The sequence below is a fragment of the Nocardioides sp. genome (assembly GCF_035576065.1).
Taxonomy (GTDB): domain Bacteria; phylum Actinomycetota; class Actinomycetes; order Propionibacteriales; family Nocardioidaceae; genus Nocardioides.
In genome coordinates, this window is sequence record NZ_DATLWX010000014.1 from 125,535 (window position 1) to 141,141 (window position 15,607).

Consider the following 15,607-nt stretch of genomic DNA (forward strand, 5'->3'; position numbering starts at 1 on the left):
ACATGACGACCTTCACCGTGGTCAACCCCGCCACCGCCCAGCCCGTCACCGACGTGGTCATGGCGACCGCGGAGGAGACCGACGCCCTGATCGAGCGGGCGCACGACGCCTTCCCCGCCTGGCGCGACGTCGCCCCGGGGGAGCGCGCTCGTCTGCTGCGCTCCTTCGCTTCGGTGGTCGACGCGCACCTCGACGAGCTCGCCGACCTCGAGGTCCGCAACGCCGGCCACACGCTCGGCAACGCCCGCTGGGAGGCGGGCAACGTTCGCGACGTCCTCAACTACTACTCGGCCGCGCCGGAGCGACTCTTCGGCCGACAGATCCCGGTGCCCGGCGGGATCGACGTCACCTTCCACGAGCCCCTCGGCGTGGTCGGCATCATCGTGCCCTGGAACTTCCCCATGCCCATCGCGGGCTGGGGGTTCGGTCCTGCTCTCGCAGCCGGCAACACGGTCGTGCTCAAGCCTGCGGAGCTCACGCCACTGACGGCGATCCGGCTCGGCGAGCTGGCGCTCGAGGCGGGCCTGCCCGAGGGCGTGCTGACGGTGATCCCCGGCAAGGGCTCCATCGTCGGCGAGCGTTTCGTGACGCACCCGCTGGTGCGCAAGGTCTGCTTCACCGGGTCGACCGAGGTCGGCAAGCAGATCATGCGAGGGTGCGCCGACCAGGTGAAGCGGGTGACCCTCGAGCTCGGGGGCAAGAGCGCCAACATCGTCTTTGCCGACGCCGACATCGCGAAGGCGGCCGCGACTGCGCCGTACGCCGTCTTCGACAACGCCGGCCAGGACTGCTGCGCGCGCTCGCGGATCCTGGTGCAGCGTTCGGCGTACGACGAGTTCCTCGGCCGTCTCGAGACGTCGGTCAAGGCCCTCAAGGTGATCGACCCCTCGGACCCGGACAGCGAGATGGGACCCCTCGTCTCGGCCAAGCAGAAGGAGTCGGTGCTCGGCTACCTCGACGGCGTCGAGACGGCCTTCACCGGGACGGCGCCTGCGTCCGACGGCTTCTGGGTCCCGCCGACGGTGGTGCTGGCCGACGACCCGGCCATGCCGATCTGGCGTGAGGAGGTCTTCGGCCCCGTCGTGGCAGTGATGGCGTTCGACGACGAGGAGGAGGCCGTCCGACTCGCGAACGACACCGAGTACGGACTCTCGGGCTCGATCTTTACCCGCGACGTGAGCCGCGCGCTGCGCGTCGCGCGCGCGGTCGAGTCGGGCAACCTCAGCGTCAACTCCCACTCCGCCGTGCGCTACTGGACTCCTTTCGGGGGCTACAAGCAGTCCGGTCTCGGCCGCGAGCTCGGACCCGATGCCCCAGCAGCGTTCACGGAGGAGAAGAACGTGTTCATCGCCCAGGAAGTCGCCCAGGAAGAAGAGAGGGAGCAACCATGACCGGACGCCTCGACGGCAAGGTCGCCGTCGTCACAGGAGGGTGCTCCGGGATCGGGCTCGCCACGGTGCGCAGGTTCGTCGAAGAGGGAGCCAAGGTCGTCATCGGCGACCTCGACGACGCTCGTGGCGACGAGCTCGCCCAGGAGCTGGGCCTCACCTACGTCCACGTGGACGTGACGAGCAAGGACGACGTGGACGCGCTGTTCCGGACGGCCAAGGACGTCTACGGATCGGTCGACATCGCGTTCAACAACGCAGGCATCTCCCCGCCCGAGGACGACTCCATCCTGGACACCGACCTGGAGGCGTGGCGCCGCGTGCAGGACGTCAATCTCACCAGCGTCTATCTCTGCTGCAAGGCCGTCCTGCCCTACATGCTCGAGCAGGGTCGGGGCTCGATCATCAACACGGCGTCGTTCGTCGCGGTGATGGGCGCTGCCACCTCGCAGATCTCCTACTCCGCCTCGAAGGGCGGCGTGCTGTCGATGAGTCGTGAGCTCGGCGTCCAGTTCGCGCGTGAGGGCATCCGGGTCAACGCGCTGTGCCCCGGACCGGTGAACACCCCGCTCCTCCAGGAGCTGTTCGCCACCGATGCCGAGCGCGCCGCGCGACGACTCGTGCACGTCCCGATGGGCCGGTTCGCCGAGCCCGAGGAGATGGCCAACGCGGTCCTCTTCCTGGCCTCCGACGAGTCGTCCTTCATCACGGCGTCGACCTTCCTCGTCGACGGCGGGATCTCCGGCGCCTACGTGACCCCCCTCTGAGCCGAGCTCAGGACGTCGTCGTGAACAAGCCACTGATCGGGCTCAGCACCTACCGCGAGCAGGCGCGGTGGGGCGTGTGGGACCAGTCCGCCGACCTGCTGCCGACCACGTACGCGCGGTCGATCGAGGCTGTGGGGGGTGTGCCGGTGCTGCTGCCGCCCACGACGCCGTACGCCGAAGCGGCCAGCGCTGTCCTGGCCCGGCTCGACGGCCTGGTGATCAGCGGTGGGGCGGACGTCTCCCCTGAGCGCTATGGCGAGGAGCCGCACGAGCGCACCACCAGCTGGCGCAACGACCGCGACGCCTGGGAGGTCGCCCTCCTCGAGGCCGCCGACGAGCAGGGCCTGCCGGTGCTCGGGGTGTGCCGGGGGATGCAGGTCATGGCCGTGCATGCCGGGGGAGTGCTCGACCAGCACGTCCCGGACCTCGTCGACCACGACCGCCACAGCCCGGTCCCGGGCTTCTTCGGCGAGACCCCGGTGTCGCTGGCGCCGGGCAGTCGACTCGCCTCGCTGCTCGGGACGTCGCTCACCGTGCACTGCCACCACCACCAGTCGGTGCGGGAGCACCCCGGCTTCACGGCAACCGCGTGGGCCGACGACGGTCTGGTCGAGGCGATGGAGGCAGCGGGCGACCGATTGTGCGTGGCGGTCCAGTGGCATCCGGAGATGGCTGCCGACGCCGGCCTCTTCCGGGCCCTGGTCGGGGCGGCCTCGTCCCGGACGACCTGACGCTCAGGCGATGGTCATGCCGCCGTCGACGGGCAGCGTCTGACCAGTGATGTAGCCGGCGGCAGGCGAGGCCAGGAAGACGACGGTGGCTGCGAGCTCGGCCGGGTCGCCCATGCGGCCCGCGGGCACCCGCTGCATGGCGTGGTCGAGGTAGCCATCGGTATAGCTGTCGGTCATCTCGGACTCGAAGAATCCCGGGGCGATGGAGTTGACCCGGATGCCCTTGCGGCCCATCCACTGCTGCGCGAGGTCGCGGGTGAGCCCGTTGAGTCCCGCCTTGGAGGCGCTGTATGCCGCCTGGGGGAGCCCACCGGTGGTGATGCCGAGCACCGAGGAGATGTTGATGATCGACGAGCCGGGCTGCATCACCCGACCGCACGCCTGGGCCATCCAGTAGCAGCCGTTGAGGTTGACGTCGATGACCGAGCGGAACTGCTCCGGGGTCTCGTGGGTGGCCGGAACGGCGGTGCCGACGCCGGCGTTGTTGACCAGGACATCGACGCGCCCGAACTCGGCCATGGCCGCATCCACGAGTGCTTGGCACTGCTCCGGGTCCGAGACGTCCGTGGCCACGGCCAGGGCACGTTGCCCGGCTGCCTCGACCAGCGAGGCGGTGCTGCCCAGCTTGTAGATGCGGCGGGCCCCCAGCACGACCTCGGCCCCGGCCTCGGCCAGGGCCTGGGCGAAGGCGACACCGATGCCGCTCGACGCCCCGGTGACGATGGCGACCTTGCCGTCGAGGCGGAACATGTCAGGAGTGGTCATGGTCGTGACCTTAGCCAGCGCTCTCGACCGGGTGCTCGACCGTCCCACCACCCGTCCGCTCCTCCGTCCGGTCCACTGGCCGACGGGGCAGGTCGCGCACCGAGCGCGAGGTCAGGACGAGCAGGCAGATGACCGCGTACGCGATGCCCGAGACCACCAGGACGCGGGAGTTGCCGAAGGCGGCCCCGAGGGGGCCCCACGCGAGCTGCCCGATGGGGATCGCGACGAAGGACCCCAGGGCGTCGTAGGAGTAGGCGCGCGAGAGCATGCGGTCCTCGATGTTCTCCTGCATGGCGAGGTTCCAACCCATCGAGAAGACCTCGATGCCGGCGCCGGCGACGAATGCGGCGCAGACGAGGGCCACCAGGTTCGGGTTGACGCCGAGCACGAGCATGGGCACCGACGCGAAGGAGATGGCGATCATGCCCCAGAAGAGGGGCCGCTTCACCGGCACCCGCAGGAGGACCACCGCCATCGCGAGCAGACCCACGGCCTCGGCGGACAACACGTAGCCCCAGCCCTGGCGCCCGATGGTGTCCTCGGCGATGACCGGTCCGAGGACGAAGAGGGCGCCGTTGTGGATCATGTTGAGGAAGCCGAAGCCGAGCACGACCGCCCACAGCCAGGTGGTCGAGCGGAAGTAGGTCCAGCCCTCGCGCAGCTCGGCGATGGTGCTTTTCTGCTCGGCGTCCTTCTCCGCCCGTGGGATCTTCACCGGGATGAGCAGCAGGGCTGCGACCAGCCACGTCGCTGCGTCGATCGCCAGCGCCCAGCCGGCGCCGACCGTGACCACGAGCAGTGCCCCCAGGGTCGGGCCCAGGACAGTGAGACCGTTGCGCGTCAACGACATCAGGGCGTTGGCCGGCTGCAGCTGGTGGCGCTCCACGAGCTGGGGGAGCAGGCTGGCCATGGCCGGGAACGAGATCGCCGAGACCGCGCCGTGGACGGCGGACAGCGCGATCAGCATCCACAGCTCGGCGGTGCCGAGCAGGACCAGGACGGCGATCGCGCCCTGGGTGAGGGCCGAGGCGACGTTCGAGATCTGGATGACGATCTCGCGCGGGAACCGGTCGGAGATCACCCCGCCCCACAACAGGAGCACGATCATCGGGATGAAGTGCGCAGCCAGCACCTGGCCGAGCGCTGCTGCGGAGTCGGTGATGTCGAGGACGGCGAAGGTCAGCGCGATGCTGGCCATCATGTTGCCGAGGGTGTTGACGAAGCGGGAGGCGAAGTACCACGCGAAGTTACTCTGGCGCAGGGGCTGCACCGCGTCGGCCCAGGTCATGCCTCATCCTCCTTGGGGGACCCCCCAAGGAGTCGATGTAGCGCGAGGATCCGGCACGCGTCGGCGTACTGTCAAACGCTTTGGAGGGTCGTCCCGGCTTCGTCCCTGATGCGACCCTGAACCACCCCCGAACCGGGGTGGAAATGGCGCAACGGCGTGGTTGAGTTGGCTCAGACCACCAAGGAGGGTTCACCATGACCGAGCAGTTCCCGACCGAACCGACCAACCCCTATCCGGCGCAGAGCGGACAGGCGGGCCAGCAGCCGCCCAGCCAGCCCGTCGGTGAGCCAGTCGGTGAGCCCGCCGGTCAGCCGGTCGGTCAGCACGGATATGCGCCGCAGGGCGGGTACGGCATCCAGCCCAAGCCGATCTCGCCTGCTGAGGAGCGGACCCTGGGCGCGGTCGCTCACGGGGTCCCGTTGATTGCGATGGTGCTGTCCGCCGGGATGCTGGGCTTCGTCGGCTCCTTGGCCGTCTACCTGATGTACAAGGACCGCGGTCCCTTCGTCCGGGCGCACGCTGCCAACTCGCTCAACGTCCAGATCATCACGGGCATCGTCCTGTTGGTGTCGATCCCCCTGATGTTCGTCCTGATCGGCTTCCTCAGCTTCGCGCTCGCGTTGGTCTACGCCTTCGTCGTGCACCTGCTCGGCGCCATCAAGGCCAACAACGGCGAGTGGTGGGACCCGCCCATGACGCCGAAGTTCGTGCGCTAGGACTTCGCTCTCGATCCCTGGACCACGCACGCCGACGACCCCGTGCCACCGGGTCGTCGGCATGGGTGTTTCTCCACCGGCCGCGACGGCGCTAGCATGGTCGTCATGACCGGACAGTTCCTGCTTCTTCTCCAGCCGCGCTGACTCACCACGTCGCGCGGCCACCCCTCCATGCGAGGGGTTTTTTCATGTCGAGATGCAGTGACCGACCAGCAGGACCACCGGACCAGACAGGGACGAGATCATGAGCGAGACGCACCCAGCACCTGAGACGCAGGCACCCGAGAACGACCAGGCCGCGACGTACGACATCGAGGCCGTTCAGACGAAGTGGAGCGGCGTCTGGGACGAGCTCGAGCCCTTCCGTGCCGACGACGACAGCCCGCGCGAGAAGCGCTACGCGCTGACGATGTTCCCCTACCCCAGCGGTGACCTGCACATGGGTCACGCCGAGGTGTTCGCGCTGCACGACGTGGTCGCGCGCTATTGGTGGCAGCGCGGCTACGAGGTGCTGAACCCGATGGGCTTCGACTCCTTCGGCCTGCCGGCGGAGAACGCCGCGATCCGCAACGACGAGCACCCCGACACCTACACGCGCGCCAACATCGCCACGTCGATCGAGTCGTGCAAGAAGTACGCCGCCTCGTTCGACTGGTCGCGCACGTTCAACACCTCCGACCCTGAGTACTACCGCTGGACCCAGTGGCTGTTCCTGGAGTTCTTCAAGCGCGGCCTGGCCTACCGCAAGAACAGCCCGGTCAACTGGTGCCCCAACGACCAGACCGTCCTGGCCAACGAGCAGGTCGTCGGCGGCATCTGCGACCGGTGCGGGGCGGAGGTGACCAAGAAGGAGCTGACCCAGTGGTACTTCAAGATCACCGACTACGCCCAGGAGCTGCTGGACGGCCTGGACGAGCTGGAGGACACCTGGCCGGCCCGCGTCGTCACCACGCAGCGCAACTGGATCGGTCGTTCCGAGGGCGCCCACGTCGACTTTGCCGTGGAGGGTCGCGAGGAGCCGATCACGGTCTACACGACCCGGCCGGACACGCTGTTCGGCGCCACCTTCATGGTGGTCGCGGCGGACGCCGCACTGGCCGGTGAGCTGGTCACCGACGAGCAGCGCCCGGCGCTGGACGACTACCTGGTCGAGGTCCGCAAGGAGACCGAGATCAACCGGCTGTCGACCGACCGGCCCAAGACCGGTGTCTTCCTGGGTGTCCATGCGACCAACCCACTGACCCGCACGAGCATCCCGGTGTACGCCGCCGACTACGTGCTGGCGGACTACGGCACAGGCGCGATCATGGCCGTGCCCGGCCAGGACCAGCGCGACTGGGAGTTCGCGCAGGTCTTCGACCTGCCGGTCGTCCGCACCGTCCAGCCGCCCGCCGACTGGGAAGGCGAGGCCTTCACGGGCGACGGTCCGGCGATCAACTCCGCCAACGACGAGATCGACCTGTCGGGGATGGGTGTCGCGGAGGCCAAGTCGACGACGATCAGCTACTTGGAAGGCCAGGGGCTGGGACGCGGCACGGTCAACTTCCGGCTGCGCGACTGGCTGCTGAGCCGCCAGCGCTACTGGGGTGCCCCGATCCCGATCATCCACTGCGCGGTGGACGGTGAGGTCCCGGTGCCGGAGGACCAGCTGCCGGTGACGCTGCCGATGCTGCGCGGCACTGACCTGAAGCCCAAGGGCACCTCGCCGCTGGGCGGGGCGACCGACTGGGTCAACGTGAGCTGCCCGACCTGCGGTGGTCCGGCGACCCGGGACACCGACACCATGGACACGTTCGTGGACTCGTCCTGGTACATGTTCCGCTACTGCTCGCCGCATGACGACCACCAGGCGTTCGACACCGCCAAGGTCAACGCGTGGATGCCGTCCAACCTCTACGTCGGCGGCGTCGAGCACGCCGTGCTGCACCTGCTGTACGGCCGGTTCTTCACCAAGGTCCTGAACGACATGGGCCTGGTCGACTTCCGCGAGCCCTGGAGCGCGCAGCTGAACCAGGGCTTCGTGATCAATCAGGGCAAGAAGATGAGCAAGTCTCTGGGCAACGGGGTGGACCTGGGCGACCAGGTGTCGGCGTTCGGGGTGGACGCCGTGCGGCTGACCCTGGTCTTCGCGGGTCCGCCTGAGGACGACATCGACTGGGCCAACATGTCGCCTGAAGGGTCGCTGCGCTTCCTGCAGCGGGCGTGGCGGCTGTCGAACGACGTGACGTCGTCACCCGGAGCGGATGCCTCCGGCGGTGACCTGGCGCTGCGGCGTACGACGGCGCGGACGGTCCACGACGCAGCGGAGCTGGTCGAGACCTACCGCTTCAACGTGATGGTCGCCCGGGCGATGGAGCTGGTCAACGCGACCCGCAAGGCGATCGACTCCGGGTGCGGTCCTGCCGACCCCGCGGTGCGCGAGGCCGTCGAGGCGGTCGCGATCCTGCTGTCGCTGGTGGCGCCGTACGTCGCCGAGGAGATGTGGGAGCGGCTGGGTCACGAGCCCACCGTGGCGCGCGCGGGCTGGCCGGTCGTCGACGAGGCACTGCTGGTCGAGGACTCGGTGACCGCGGTCGTCCAGATCCAGGGCAAGGTCCGCGCCCGGCTGGAGGTGTCGCCCGACATCACGGAGGCGGACCTGGAAGCGGCGGCGCTCAGCGACGAGGCAGTCGTGCGCGTCCTGGACGGCAGGACGGTCCGGAAGGTCGTCGTACGAGCTCCGAAGCTGGTCAGCATCGTCGTCGAAGCGTGAGAGCGCGAGGAACGAGCGGTCGAGCTGCGAGGCGACCATCGAAGTCGTCGTCGAAGCGTGAGAGCGCGAGGAACGAGCGGTCGAGCTGCGAGGCGACCATCAAGATCGTGGTGTGACCACTACAGACCAGAACCGGCCCCGCGGCGAGCCGCGGGGCCGGATCTGTTGAGTGAGACCGCTCAGGGGCGGTCGAGGCCGAACGTGTAGCTGCCCGAGCCTGAGTAGGACTCCACGCGCCACGAGTAGTAGCCCGTGGTGCCGTTGTAGGTGATCTTCTCCTCCGAGGTGGAGCTGATGGACTGCGCGACAGTCACCCAGGACGAGCCGTTCCACCGCTCGAGGAACAGGTCGAAGTCGGCGGTGCTGGGCCCGGTCAGGCAACCGACATGGGTTCCCGCAGCCGAGTAGTAGTAGCCGCTGGTGCCCGGGTGATATTCCACGGCGCCCGAGGAGAGCGAACCGGTCTCCTTCTCCGGCATGGCGTCACAGCCCGTCGGCGGCGGCGGCGGCGGGGGCGGCGTGGTGCCGGTGCCGACGTAGAGCAGCCGGTTGGGCGAGCCCGTCCCTGCGTTGGTCACCTTGTTGGGCGTGGACGCCGAGATGAGCGCGTTGCTGACCGTGGCCGGCGAGGCCGACGGGTTCGACTGCAGGTAGAGGGCGGCCGCACCCGCGACGTGCGGGGTGGCCATCGACGTACCGCTGATCGTGTTGGTCGCGGTGGTGCTCGTGTGCCACGCCGACATGATGCTGGAGCCGGGCGCGAACATGTCGAGGCAGCTGCCGATGTTGCTGAAGCTGGACCGTGCGTCGGTGTTGGTCGTCGAGCCGATCGTGAGCCCAGCGGCAACCCGGCCCGGCGAGCCGTTGCAGGCATTGGCGCCGGAGTCGTTGCCAGCGGCCAGTGCGTAGGTGACGCCGTCGGCGATGGAGTTGTTGACCGCGGTGTCGAGGGCGCTGGAGACGCCGCCGCCGAGGCTCATGTTGGCGACGGCCGGAGCGCCTGCGGCATGGTTCTGGCTCACCCAGTCGACGCCCGCAATGACACCGGAGTTGGAGCCGCTGCCGTTGCAGTCAAGGACCCGGACCGCGACGAGGCGCACGTCCTGCGCCACGCCGTACGTCTCCCCACCCACGGTGCCGGCCACATGGGTCCCGTGACCGTTGCAGTCACTGGTGCCGCGGCCGTCGTTGATGGCGCTGTAGCCCGACACCGCCCGGCCGCTGAACTCGACGTGCGCGGTGTTGATGCCGGTGTCGATGACGTACGCCGTCACCCCCGCGCCGGACGTGGCATAGGTGAAGGAGTTGTTCAGCGGCAGGTCGCGCTGGTCGATCCGGTCGATGCCCCAGGTGGCGGGAGACTGCGTCTCGGAGACCTGTACCTGCGCATCGGGCTCGATGAACGCGACGTTGGGGTTGTTGCGAAGACCGCGGAGCGCCTGAGCCGGCAGCTGGGCCGCGAAGCCGTTGAGCGCGCTTGTGTAGGTGTGGGTGACCTGGGCGCCGTCGGAGCGGGCCTCGGCCTTGGTCGTGCGGAGCTGGCCGGCGGCGGCCTCCTTGTTCAGGACCACGATGTAGCGGCCGTCGGCTGAAGTGCCGAGCAGTGGCGCCTTGCCATCGGAGACCTGGTCGGTCGTGGTGGCCTGCTGTGGGGTGGGCTCGTCAGCCGCTGCGGCTGCAACTGGCGCAAGGGCCAGGGCGGTGATGGCCAAGGAGCCGGCGACGCCGGCTCCTAGCCGCTGGTGTGCGTGCTTCATGGTTGATCCTTCCCGAGAAAAGATGGACAAGTCGACCATGGCGACCTCGTGCCGATCTCGGCAAGGACTGCGGGTTGTTAACAGTTAACTCAAGCGCTGCTCGTCCTCCGGCCACGACCAACGGATGCCGGTCGTGCCGGGGGCTGCGTCGGTCTGCACGAGGTGACCTCGATGCGTGCGATCGAGGTCGACGCGCCTCGCGCTCTCCTCGATGAGCGCCACCACCGAGGCTGGTACGGCAGCGCGATCGAACTCCACCTCGAGGAAGTACTCGCGAAGGGGGGAGGGCAACCGTCGCAGGTATTCGCTCTCCAGCGCTCCGGGCTCAGCCGCGACAACTTCGTACTCCACGATGACCGTGTCGCCGCGGCGTAGGGGCTGGGGGAACAACAGCTCGGCGCCGATCACGCCGTCCGGGCGGCTGCCCTCCACCCGGCCCAGCTTGCAACCCCGCAGGATCCGGAGCGACGGCAGCTCGACCGTGGTGTCGTCCTGGGTGTGCAGGACGACCCGCCGGTCCGGGCCGTCGGAACGGGCCCGCATCACCTGACGGACGGTGAGGCTGACCTGGCGACGGTCGGCACCGATCCGCAGGATGTCGTGCAGGGTGACGCGGTCGAGCTCCGCGTCCCAGCGGGTGTCCAACCGCCCCAGGATGTCGGTCTGCGGGGACTCGGGCCACAACTCATCGAGCCCACACACGGCCGTGCGTCGTGACCGGTCACGGTTCAGGGGGAGCGTCTGGAGCAGGGTCCCCGGGTCCAGCTCGAGCACTTCTTCGAGGTGTGGGATCGCAGCCATCGAGGTCTTGCGTCCCGGCTCGCTGCGTCCTGACCGCCAGTAGCTCAGCGTGGCGATGCTGACAGACACCCCGCGCTGCTCGAGATGGTCCCGGATGCGATCGAGGCCGAGGCCACGGTCTTCGATGGCGAGTCGCAGCGTCTCGGCGAACGTCGTGGGGGATCCGGACATCAGTGACATTCAATCCCGTTGGGGCAATCGGCTCGCCGGGATCGCGCTGCAGGAAGGTGCAATGCGAGAACCTGCGTAAGCGCCGGGGGTGGACGTATCGACCTCGCGGGCGGCTCCGGGCACTAGGGTCTGGCTCGTGCCAGGGACCGTGATCGTCACCGACTCGACCGCGAGCATTCCGCCTGAGCAGGCGGAGGCGCGCGGCATCGTGGTCGTGCCCCTGCAGGTCGTGATCGGCGCCCAGGTCTACGACGAGGGAGCGGGGGGAGCGACGCCTGAGCTGGTGGCAAAGGCGCTCGCCGAGTTCCTTCCGGTCAGCACGTCGCGGCCCAACCCCGCCACCATGGCGGAGGTCTACGAGCGGCTCGCGCGAGACGGCGCCGACGAGATCGTGTCGATCCACATCTCAGGCGACATGAGCGGGACCTACGAGTCGGCCCAGCTGGCCGCCCAGCAGGTCGAGGTCAGCGTCACGGTCATCGACAGCCGGCAGGTCGGCGTCGCGACGGGTTACGCAGCGCTCTCGGCGGCCGACGTGCTCGACGCCGGGGGGTCAGCCGCGGAAGCCGCGCAGGCCGCCCGCGATCGCGCTGCCTCGGCGAGGTCGCTGTTCTACGTCGACACCCTGGAGTACCTCCGTCGCGGTGGCCGGATCGGTGCAGCTGCCGCGTTCCTCGGAGGCGCGTTGGCGGTCAAGCCGCTGCTCGGCATCATCGACGGCAGGGTCGCCAACCTGGAACGCGTCCGCACGGGCGCCCGAGCGCTGTCACGGCTCGAGGACCTCGCGGTCGAGGCGGCAGGGGACCTGTCGGTCGACGTCTGCGTGGCACACCTGGCCAGCCCGGACCGCGCCGAGCAGCTGACCGCCAAGCTCACCGAGCGGCTCGCCGCCAACCTCGAGGGTCGTGACATCTGGTGCGGCGAGCTCGGTGCTGTCCTCGGGGCCCACGTCGGCCCGGGCATGGTCGCGGTGTGTGTGGCGCCCCGGCTGGACGATGCTCAGCCCACTGGCGCGTAGTACCTGTACTCGACGGTGAAGCTCGCGACGTCGTAGGACTGGTGCCGGTTCAGCTCGTATGAGTAGTCGGCGAGGAACCTCCAGCCAATCGGCTGGGTCCCGCTCGGGAGGAACGGCAGGTCGTCGACCCCGACCGGCCCCCACGGGACGGTCGTGGTCCCATCGCCCACGGGCGTCCTCGCACTGCCACCGGACCCGTACAGGATGCCGACGTCGGGGGCCCCTGGCGTCGTCGGGCCACCGAATGCGCTCACCCGGTAGGTGTCGACCGGCGCCGCAGGAAACGGGAGCGGGATCGTCCGGGAGCCCCAGCTGCTGACTCCGGCAGGTCGGTAGCTCAGGCCGCCCGGGAACCGATCGCTCGGGACCGGTTCGACGAAGTCCTCACAGCTGAGGCAGCCGTGGCTGGCATGCCGGTAGGGCACCGTCTGGGCTGCGGGGACGGTCGTGGTCCACGTCCTCTGCTCGAGCTGCTCGTGCGAGACGCGGAGGGTGGTCGCGTCGGTGAACAAGTTGCCCGCTTGGTCGACAGTCTTCAGCACGGCGACGTAGTCGCCCGCGGCCAGCACCGTGCCGTCTGCGTCTCGGCCGTCCCACCTGAAGTGCGGGGCGTACTCGTTCTTGCGGAAGGTGTGCCAGACCGTCGTCCCGCGACGATCCTTGATCGAGAGACGCGACCGGCTCTGCCGGTCACCGGGATCAGCCTCCTCGTGGTGCTCGGTCCACTCGCGGGTCACCCACGTGAGGGCGATCTGGTCCTCCACTGCCTCGGCGAGCGGGTGGACAGTGGGTCGCGTCGTCAGGAGCCGACCCCTGCCGTCGGTGTCGACGCCGACGTACCTCGACACCCGCTCCGTCCGGGTGCCACGCCTGGCGGTGAAGACGAGCTCGTAGGTGCCGTCGGCCACCGACCTGCCGCGCCGTGTGCCGTCCCAACGCCAGGCGTGTCGGCCTGGCTCGAGCTCACCCAGCGACTCGCGCTGGAGGGGCTTGGCGTCCCCGTTCTGCGCCGGCCGGATGGTCACGGCGACCGAGGCACGCCGGCCGAGCTCGAACCGGAACCGGGCAGCGTCCAGCCTGCCGTCGCCGTTGGGAGAGATGTTGGTCCACGGGTCGTCGGCGAAGGTCAGGAGCGGGGCACCGCTCTCGTTCGGTGCGCTGCCGGCGGCCGGAGCGCCGTGCGGGACGGCCAGGCTGGCCGCAGCCAGCGCAAGGACGAGGAGACCGGTCATGCGCATGTGATGTCCTGACGAGCGGTGATGGGCGGGCACTGTGCCCATGTGATGCGCGGGCGCCCGGTTTGGTTGTCGACCACCTGGGCGTACCTTCGACTCGTCCCGTCCGGGACACGGGGGGGCGAGATGCGGTCGGTTGTCTGGGTGGCGCTCGTCATCGCCTCCGTCGCGGGCGCGTGTACTACGCAGCCGGAGAGCGGCACGCGGTCCGCCGCGCCGCCCGCAGCAGAGGCCAAGGACCAGCGAGCCTCGCCTCGAGATGACCTGGCCGGCATTGCGAAGGGCGCTCCGCCTGAGATCGCCTGGTCCCGGGGCGCGACGGTGTGGCTGCCGGGTGGCGCGCCGCCCGTACGACTCGATGTGCGGGGCCGCGACACGGTGAACAGCGTCGCTGCCTATCGTGGCGGATATCTCGCCTCCGTCCGGGACCGGAGATCAACTCGCCAGACCGGGTGGGTCTTCGACGCGCAGGGCCAGGTGCTACGCCGATTCGGTCGCTGTGTGTTCGACGTGAGCAGCGCCGACGGACGTCTGGTTGCGTGGACCTCGCACACCTGCGGCGGGGGCGGGGACGGGACTCTGTGGCTCGGACCCGGCGACGACCAAGAGACGCCGGACCAGGAACTACCCCTGCCCGATTGGAGCGGGTTGGTCGCACTTCCCGTTGCCGTGGGCGACTGGGGCGTGGCCATCCAGCGCACCGACAACATCCGCGGATATGCCGAAGACGTGTTCGTGGCACGCCCCGCCACCGGCGAGGTGGTCCGCGTGCCAGGGATGTCCGCCGTGACATCTGTCAGCCCGCAGGGGCTCGCTTGCTGCCGGCGCGCATCGCCGATGCTGGTCGATCTCGTGAGTCTCGCGCCCGTCGCTCAGTCATCGACGCGTGTCGACGCATGGAGCCTCGACGGCACTCGAGGTCTCGTCCGGCTGGACGGCCGAGGCCGCCGGTGGAAGGTCGTGGACCCGCTCACCGGCACGGCTCTGCGTCGCGTGACCTTGCCCGCCAAGCTCGACGTCGGTGGCGCGAGGTGGGAGAACTCGCACGACCTGCTCTTCGACGTGGGCCGATACGACGCTGCGACTGGCCGCTACTACTCGACCATTCTCCGGGTGACTCCCACCGGAGCGATCCAACGTGTCGTGGGGATCTACGAAGGCGACGATCCGCAGTTCCTCTGAGACAGACTCCCGCGACCGCCGCAAACGGTGACCACATGCCCGGGCCGGCACTGTGGAGAAGGTCGGCCGGGACGACTTGTCCACAGGCAACAGACGTTGCGGTGGCAGGTGCGGCTGTTCGTTCCTAGGTTCGAGCCATGCGCCCACTCCAGCCGAGGAGCACCACCAGCGACGAGCACGCCGAAGCGGTCTCGCGGCGGCTCGCGACGCTCAGCGCGGAGCTCGCCGCGGTCCGGGGCGACCCGCCTGCCCCCCATCGCCACACGCAGGTTCGCGGGCTGTACGCCGACGAGCCCGTCGACCCCGGCGCCGTCCCCTCACTTCCTGCGCGCATCCCAACGCCGGGGCGCCATGCGTCGCGAGGGCTCGTGCGTGGACTGGCGGCGCGGCTGCCGCTGACCGGGACGCATGTGGCGGTCATTGCGGTCGTGATCGCACTCGCGGTGGGGCTGGCAGCGTGGCTCGCCGTGCGGTCGGATCCCGAACCGGTCCCGGCGTTGGTGCAGGCCAGTGAGCCGCTGACCACGCCCTCGGTGTCCGCGGTGAACCCGGCGGCGCCGGGGTCGCCCACGACCAGTGATTCGCCGGCAACGACCGGCGGTGACGTCACGGTCGACGTCGCCGGCAAGGTGCGGCGCCCCGGGATCGCGGTGCTTCCGCCGGGCTCGCGCGTGGTCGACGCCGTCGAGGCGGCTGGTGGCGCACGACCCGGAGTCGACCTGGCCACGCTCAACCTGGCGCGGCCTCTCGTCGACGGCGAGCAGATCCTGGTCGGGGTGTCCGTTCCAACGGGCGTGGCGGGCTCGCTGGGGTCCCCAGCTGGCACGGCGGGAGAGTCGGGAGTCCTGGTCAACCTCAACTCAGCAGATCTCACCGCACTCGAGACTCTGCCCGGAGTGGGACCGGTGACAGCGCAGGCCATCGTTGACTGGCGCACCGAGAACGGAGGCTTCACCAGGGTGGACGAGCTGCTCGAGGTGGCCGGGATCGGTGACGCGACGTTGGCCGAGATCGCTCCGCACGCCACGATCTGACG

At 69.5% G+C, this 15,607-nt stretch carries 13 protein-coding genes; 8 read left to right on the forward strand and 5 right to left on the reverse strand.

What is annotated here, in order from left to right:
- Positions 1 to 2 precede the first annotated feature (2 nt).
- Genes VNJ48_RS07350 through VNJ48_RS07360 form a run of 3 tightly spaced genes read left to right on the forward strand, consistent with a single transcriptional unit; the run spans position 3 to position 2,886 of the window.
- Entirely contained in the window at positions 3 to 1,391 is a 1,389-nt protein-coding gene (locus tag VNJ48_RS07350) for an aldehyde dehydrogenase family protein (protein ID WP_325600607.1), read from the forward strand.
- Entirely contained in the window at positions 1,388 to 2,155 is a 768-nt protein-coding gene (locus VNJ48_RS07355; protein ID WP_325600609.1) for a 3-oxoacyl-ACP reductase, read from the forward strand. Before VNJ48_RS07350 ends, VNJ48_RS07355 begins: the two co-directional genes overlap by 4 nt.
- Before the next feature lie 20 nt (positions 2,156 to 2,175).
- Positions 2,176 to 2,886, forward strand: coding sequence for a gamma-glutamyl-gamma-aminobutyrate hydrolase family protein (locus VNJ48_RS07360; RefSeq protein WP_325600611.1), 711 nt, complete (start codon positions 2,176 to 2,178; stop codon positions 2,884 to 2,886).
- A 3-nt stretch (positions 2,887 to 2,889) separates the two neighbouring features.
- Here VNJ48_RS07360 and VNJ48_RS07365 read toward each other — a convergent pair whose 3' ends face one another.
- Entirely contained in the window at positions 2,890 to 3,651 is a 762-nt protein-coding gene (locus VNJ48_RS07365) for a glucose 1-dehydrogenase (protein WP_325600613.1), read from the reverse strand.
- Between the two features lie 10 nt (positions 3,652 to 3,661).
- Entirely contained in the window at positions 3,662 to 4,939 is a 1,278-nt protein-coding gene (locus VNJ48_RS07370) for an MFS transporter (protein WP_325600615.1), read from the reverse strand.
- Between the two features lie 194 nt (positions 4,940 to 5,133).
- On the opposite strand from VNJ48_RS07370, the gene VNJ48_RS07375 reads away from it, so the two are divergent.
- On the forward strand, positions 5,134 to 5,655 hold the full coding sequence (locus VNJ48_RS07375; protein ID WP_325600617.1) for a DUF4870 domain-containing protein: 522 nt from the start codon (positions 5,134 to 5,136) through the stop codon (positions 5,653 to 5,655).
- A 244-nt stretch (positions 5,656 to 5,899) separates the two neighbouring features.
- Positions 5,900 to 8,407: a leucine--tRNA ligase gene (gene leuS, locus VNJ48_RS07380; RefSeq protein WP_325600619.1), complete on the forward strand. Its 2,508-nt coding sequence runs from the start codon at positions 5,900 to 5,902 to the stop codon at positions 8,405 to 8,407.
- Between the two features lie 179 nt (positions 8,408 to 8,586).
- Here the strand turns inward: leuS and VNJ48_RS07385 are convergent, their stop codons facing one another.
- A complete protein-coding gene (locus VNJ48_RS07385; RefSeq protein ID WP_325600621.1) occupies positions 8,587 to 10,164 on the reverse strand; it encodes a S8 family peptidase in 1,578 nt (525 codons plus the stop codon).
- 84 nt (positions 10,165 to 10,248) lie between these two features.
- Positions 10,249 to 11,136: an XRE family transcriptional regulator gene (locus VNJ48_RS07390; RefSeq protein WP_325600623.1), complete on the reverse strand. Its 888-nt coding sequence runs from the start codon at positions 11,134 to 11,136 to the stop codon at positions 10,249 to 10,251.
- Between the two features lie 136 nt (positions 11,137 to 11,272).
- Here VNJ48_RS07390 and VNJ48_RS07395 point away from each other — a divergent pair, with 136 nt between their 5' ends.
- Positions 11,273 to 12,154 (forward strand): DegV family protein, encoded by an 882-nt coding sequence (locus VNJ48_RS07395; RefSeq protein WP_325600625.1) that lies wholly within the window; start codon positions 11,273 to 11,275, stop codon positions 12,152 to 12,154.
- Here the strand turns inward: VNJ48_RS07395 and VNJ48_RS07400 are convergent.
- On the reverse strand, positions 12,136 to 13,392 hold the full coding sequence (locus VNJ48_RS07400; protein ID WP_325600627.1) for a hypothetical protein: 1,257 nt from the start codon (positions 13,390 to 13,392) through the stop codon (positions 12,136 to 12,138). The two genes, VNJ48_RS07395 and VNJ48_RS07400, sit on opposite strands and share 19 nt — an antisense overlap.
- Before the next feature lie 123 nt (positions 13,393 to 13,515).
- Here VNJ48_RS07400 and VNJ48_RS07405 point away from each other — a divergent pair, with 123 nt between their 5' ends.
- The gene (locus VNJ48_RS07405) at positions 13,516 to 14,571 is read left to right on the forward strand and encodes a hypothetical protein (protein WP_325600629.1); all 1,056 of its coding nucleotides are present in this window, start codon (positions 13,516 to 13,518) and stop codon (positions 14,569 to 14,571) included.
- 137 nt (positions 14,572 to 14,708) lie between these two features.
- Entirely contained in the window at positions 14,709 to 15,605 is an 897-nt protein-coding gene (locus VNJ48_RS07410) for a helix-hairpin-helix domain-containing protein (protein WP_325600631.1), read from the forward strand.
- Positions 15,606 to 15,607 lie beyond the last annotated feature (2 nt).

Excerpts from the sequence above, each read along its gene's own strand:
- VNJ48_RS07390 (WP_325600623.1), bottom strand. The coding sequence starts at position 11,136 with ATGTCCGGATCCCCCACGACGTTCGCCGAGACGCTGCGACTCGCCATC.
- leuS (WP_325600619.1), top strand. The coding sequence starts at position 5,900 with ATGAGCGAGACGCACCCAGCACCTGAGACGCAGGCACCCGAGAACGAC.
- VNJ48_RS07375 (WP_325600617.1), top strand. The coding sequence starts at position 5,134 with ATGACCGAGCAGTTCCCGACCGAACCGACCAACCCCTATCCGGCGCAG.
- VNJ48_RS07355 (WP_325600609.1), top strand. The coding sequence starts at position 1,388 with ATGACCGGACGCCTCGACGGCAAGGTCGCCGTCGTCACAGGAGGGTGC.
- VNJ48_RS07350 (WP_325600607.1), top strand. The coding sequence starts at position 3 with ATGACGACCTTCACCGTGGTCAACCCCGCCACCGCCCAGCCCGTCACC.
- VNJ48_RS07410 (WP_325600631.1), top strand. The coding sequence starts at position 14,709 with ATGCGCCCACTCCAGCCGAGGAGCACCACCAGCGACGAGCACGCCGAA.
- VNJ48_RS07405 (WP_325600629.1), top strand. The coding sequence starts at position 13,516 with ATGCGGTCGGTTGTCTGGGTGGCGCTCGTCATCGCCTCCGTCGCGGGC.
- VNJ48_RS07400 (WP_325600627.1), bottom strand. The coding sequence starts at position 13,392 with ATGCGCATGACCGGTCTCCTCGTCCTTGCGCTGGCTGCGGCCAGCCTG.
- VNJ48_RS07370 (WP_325600615.1), bottom strand. The coding sequence starts at position 4,939 with ATGACCTGGGCCGACGCGGTGCAGCCCCTGCGCCAGAGTAACTTCGCG.
- VNJ48_RS07385 (WP_325600621.1), bottom strand. The coding sequence starts at position 10,164 with ATGAAGCACGCACACCAGCGGCTAGGAGCCGGCGTCGCCGGCTCCTTG.
- VNJ48_RS07365 (WP_325600613.1), bottom strand. The coding sequence starts at position 3,651 with ATGACCACTCCTGACATGTTCCGCCTCGACGGCAAGGTCGCCATCGTC.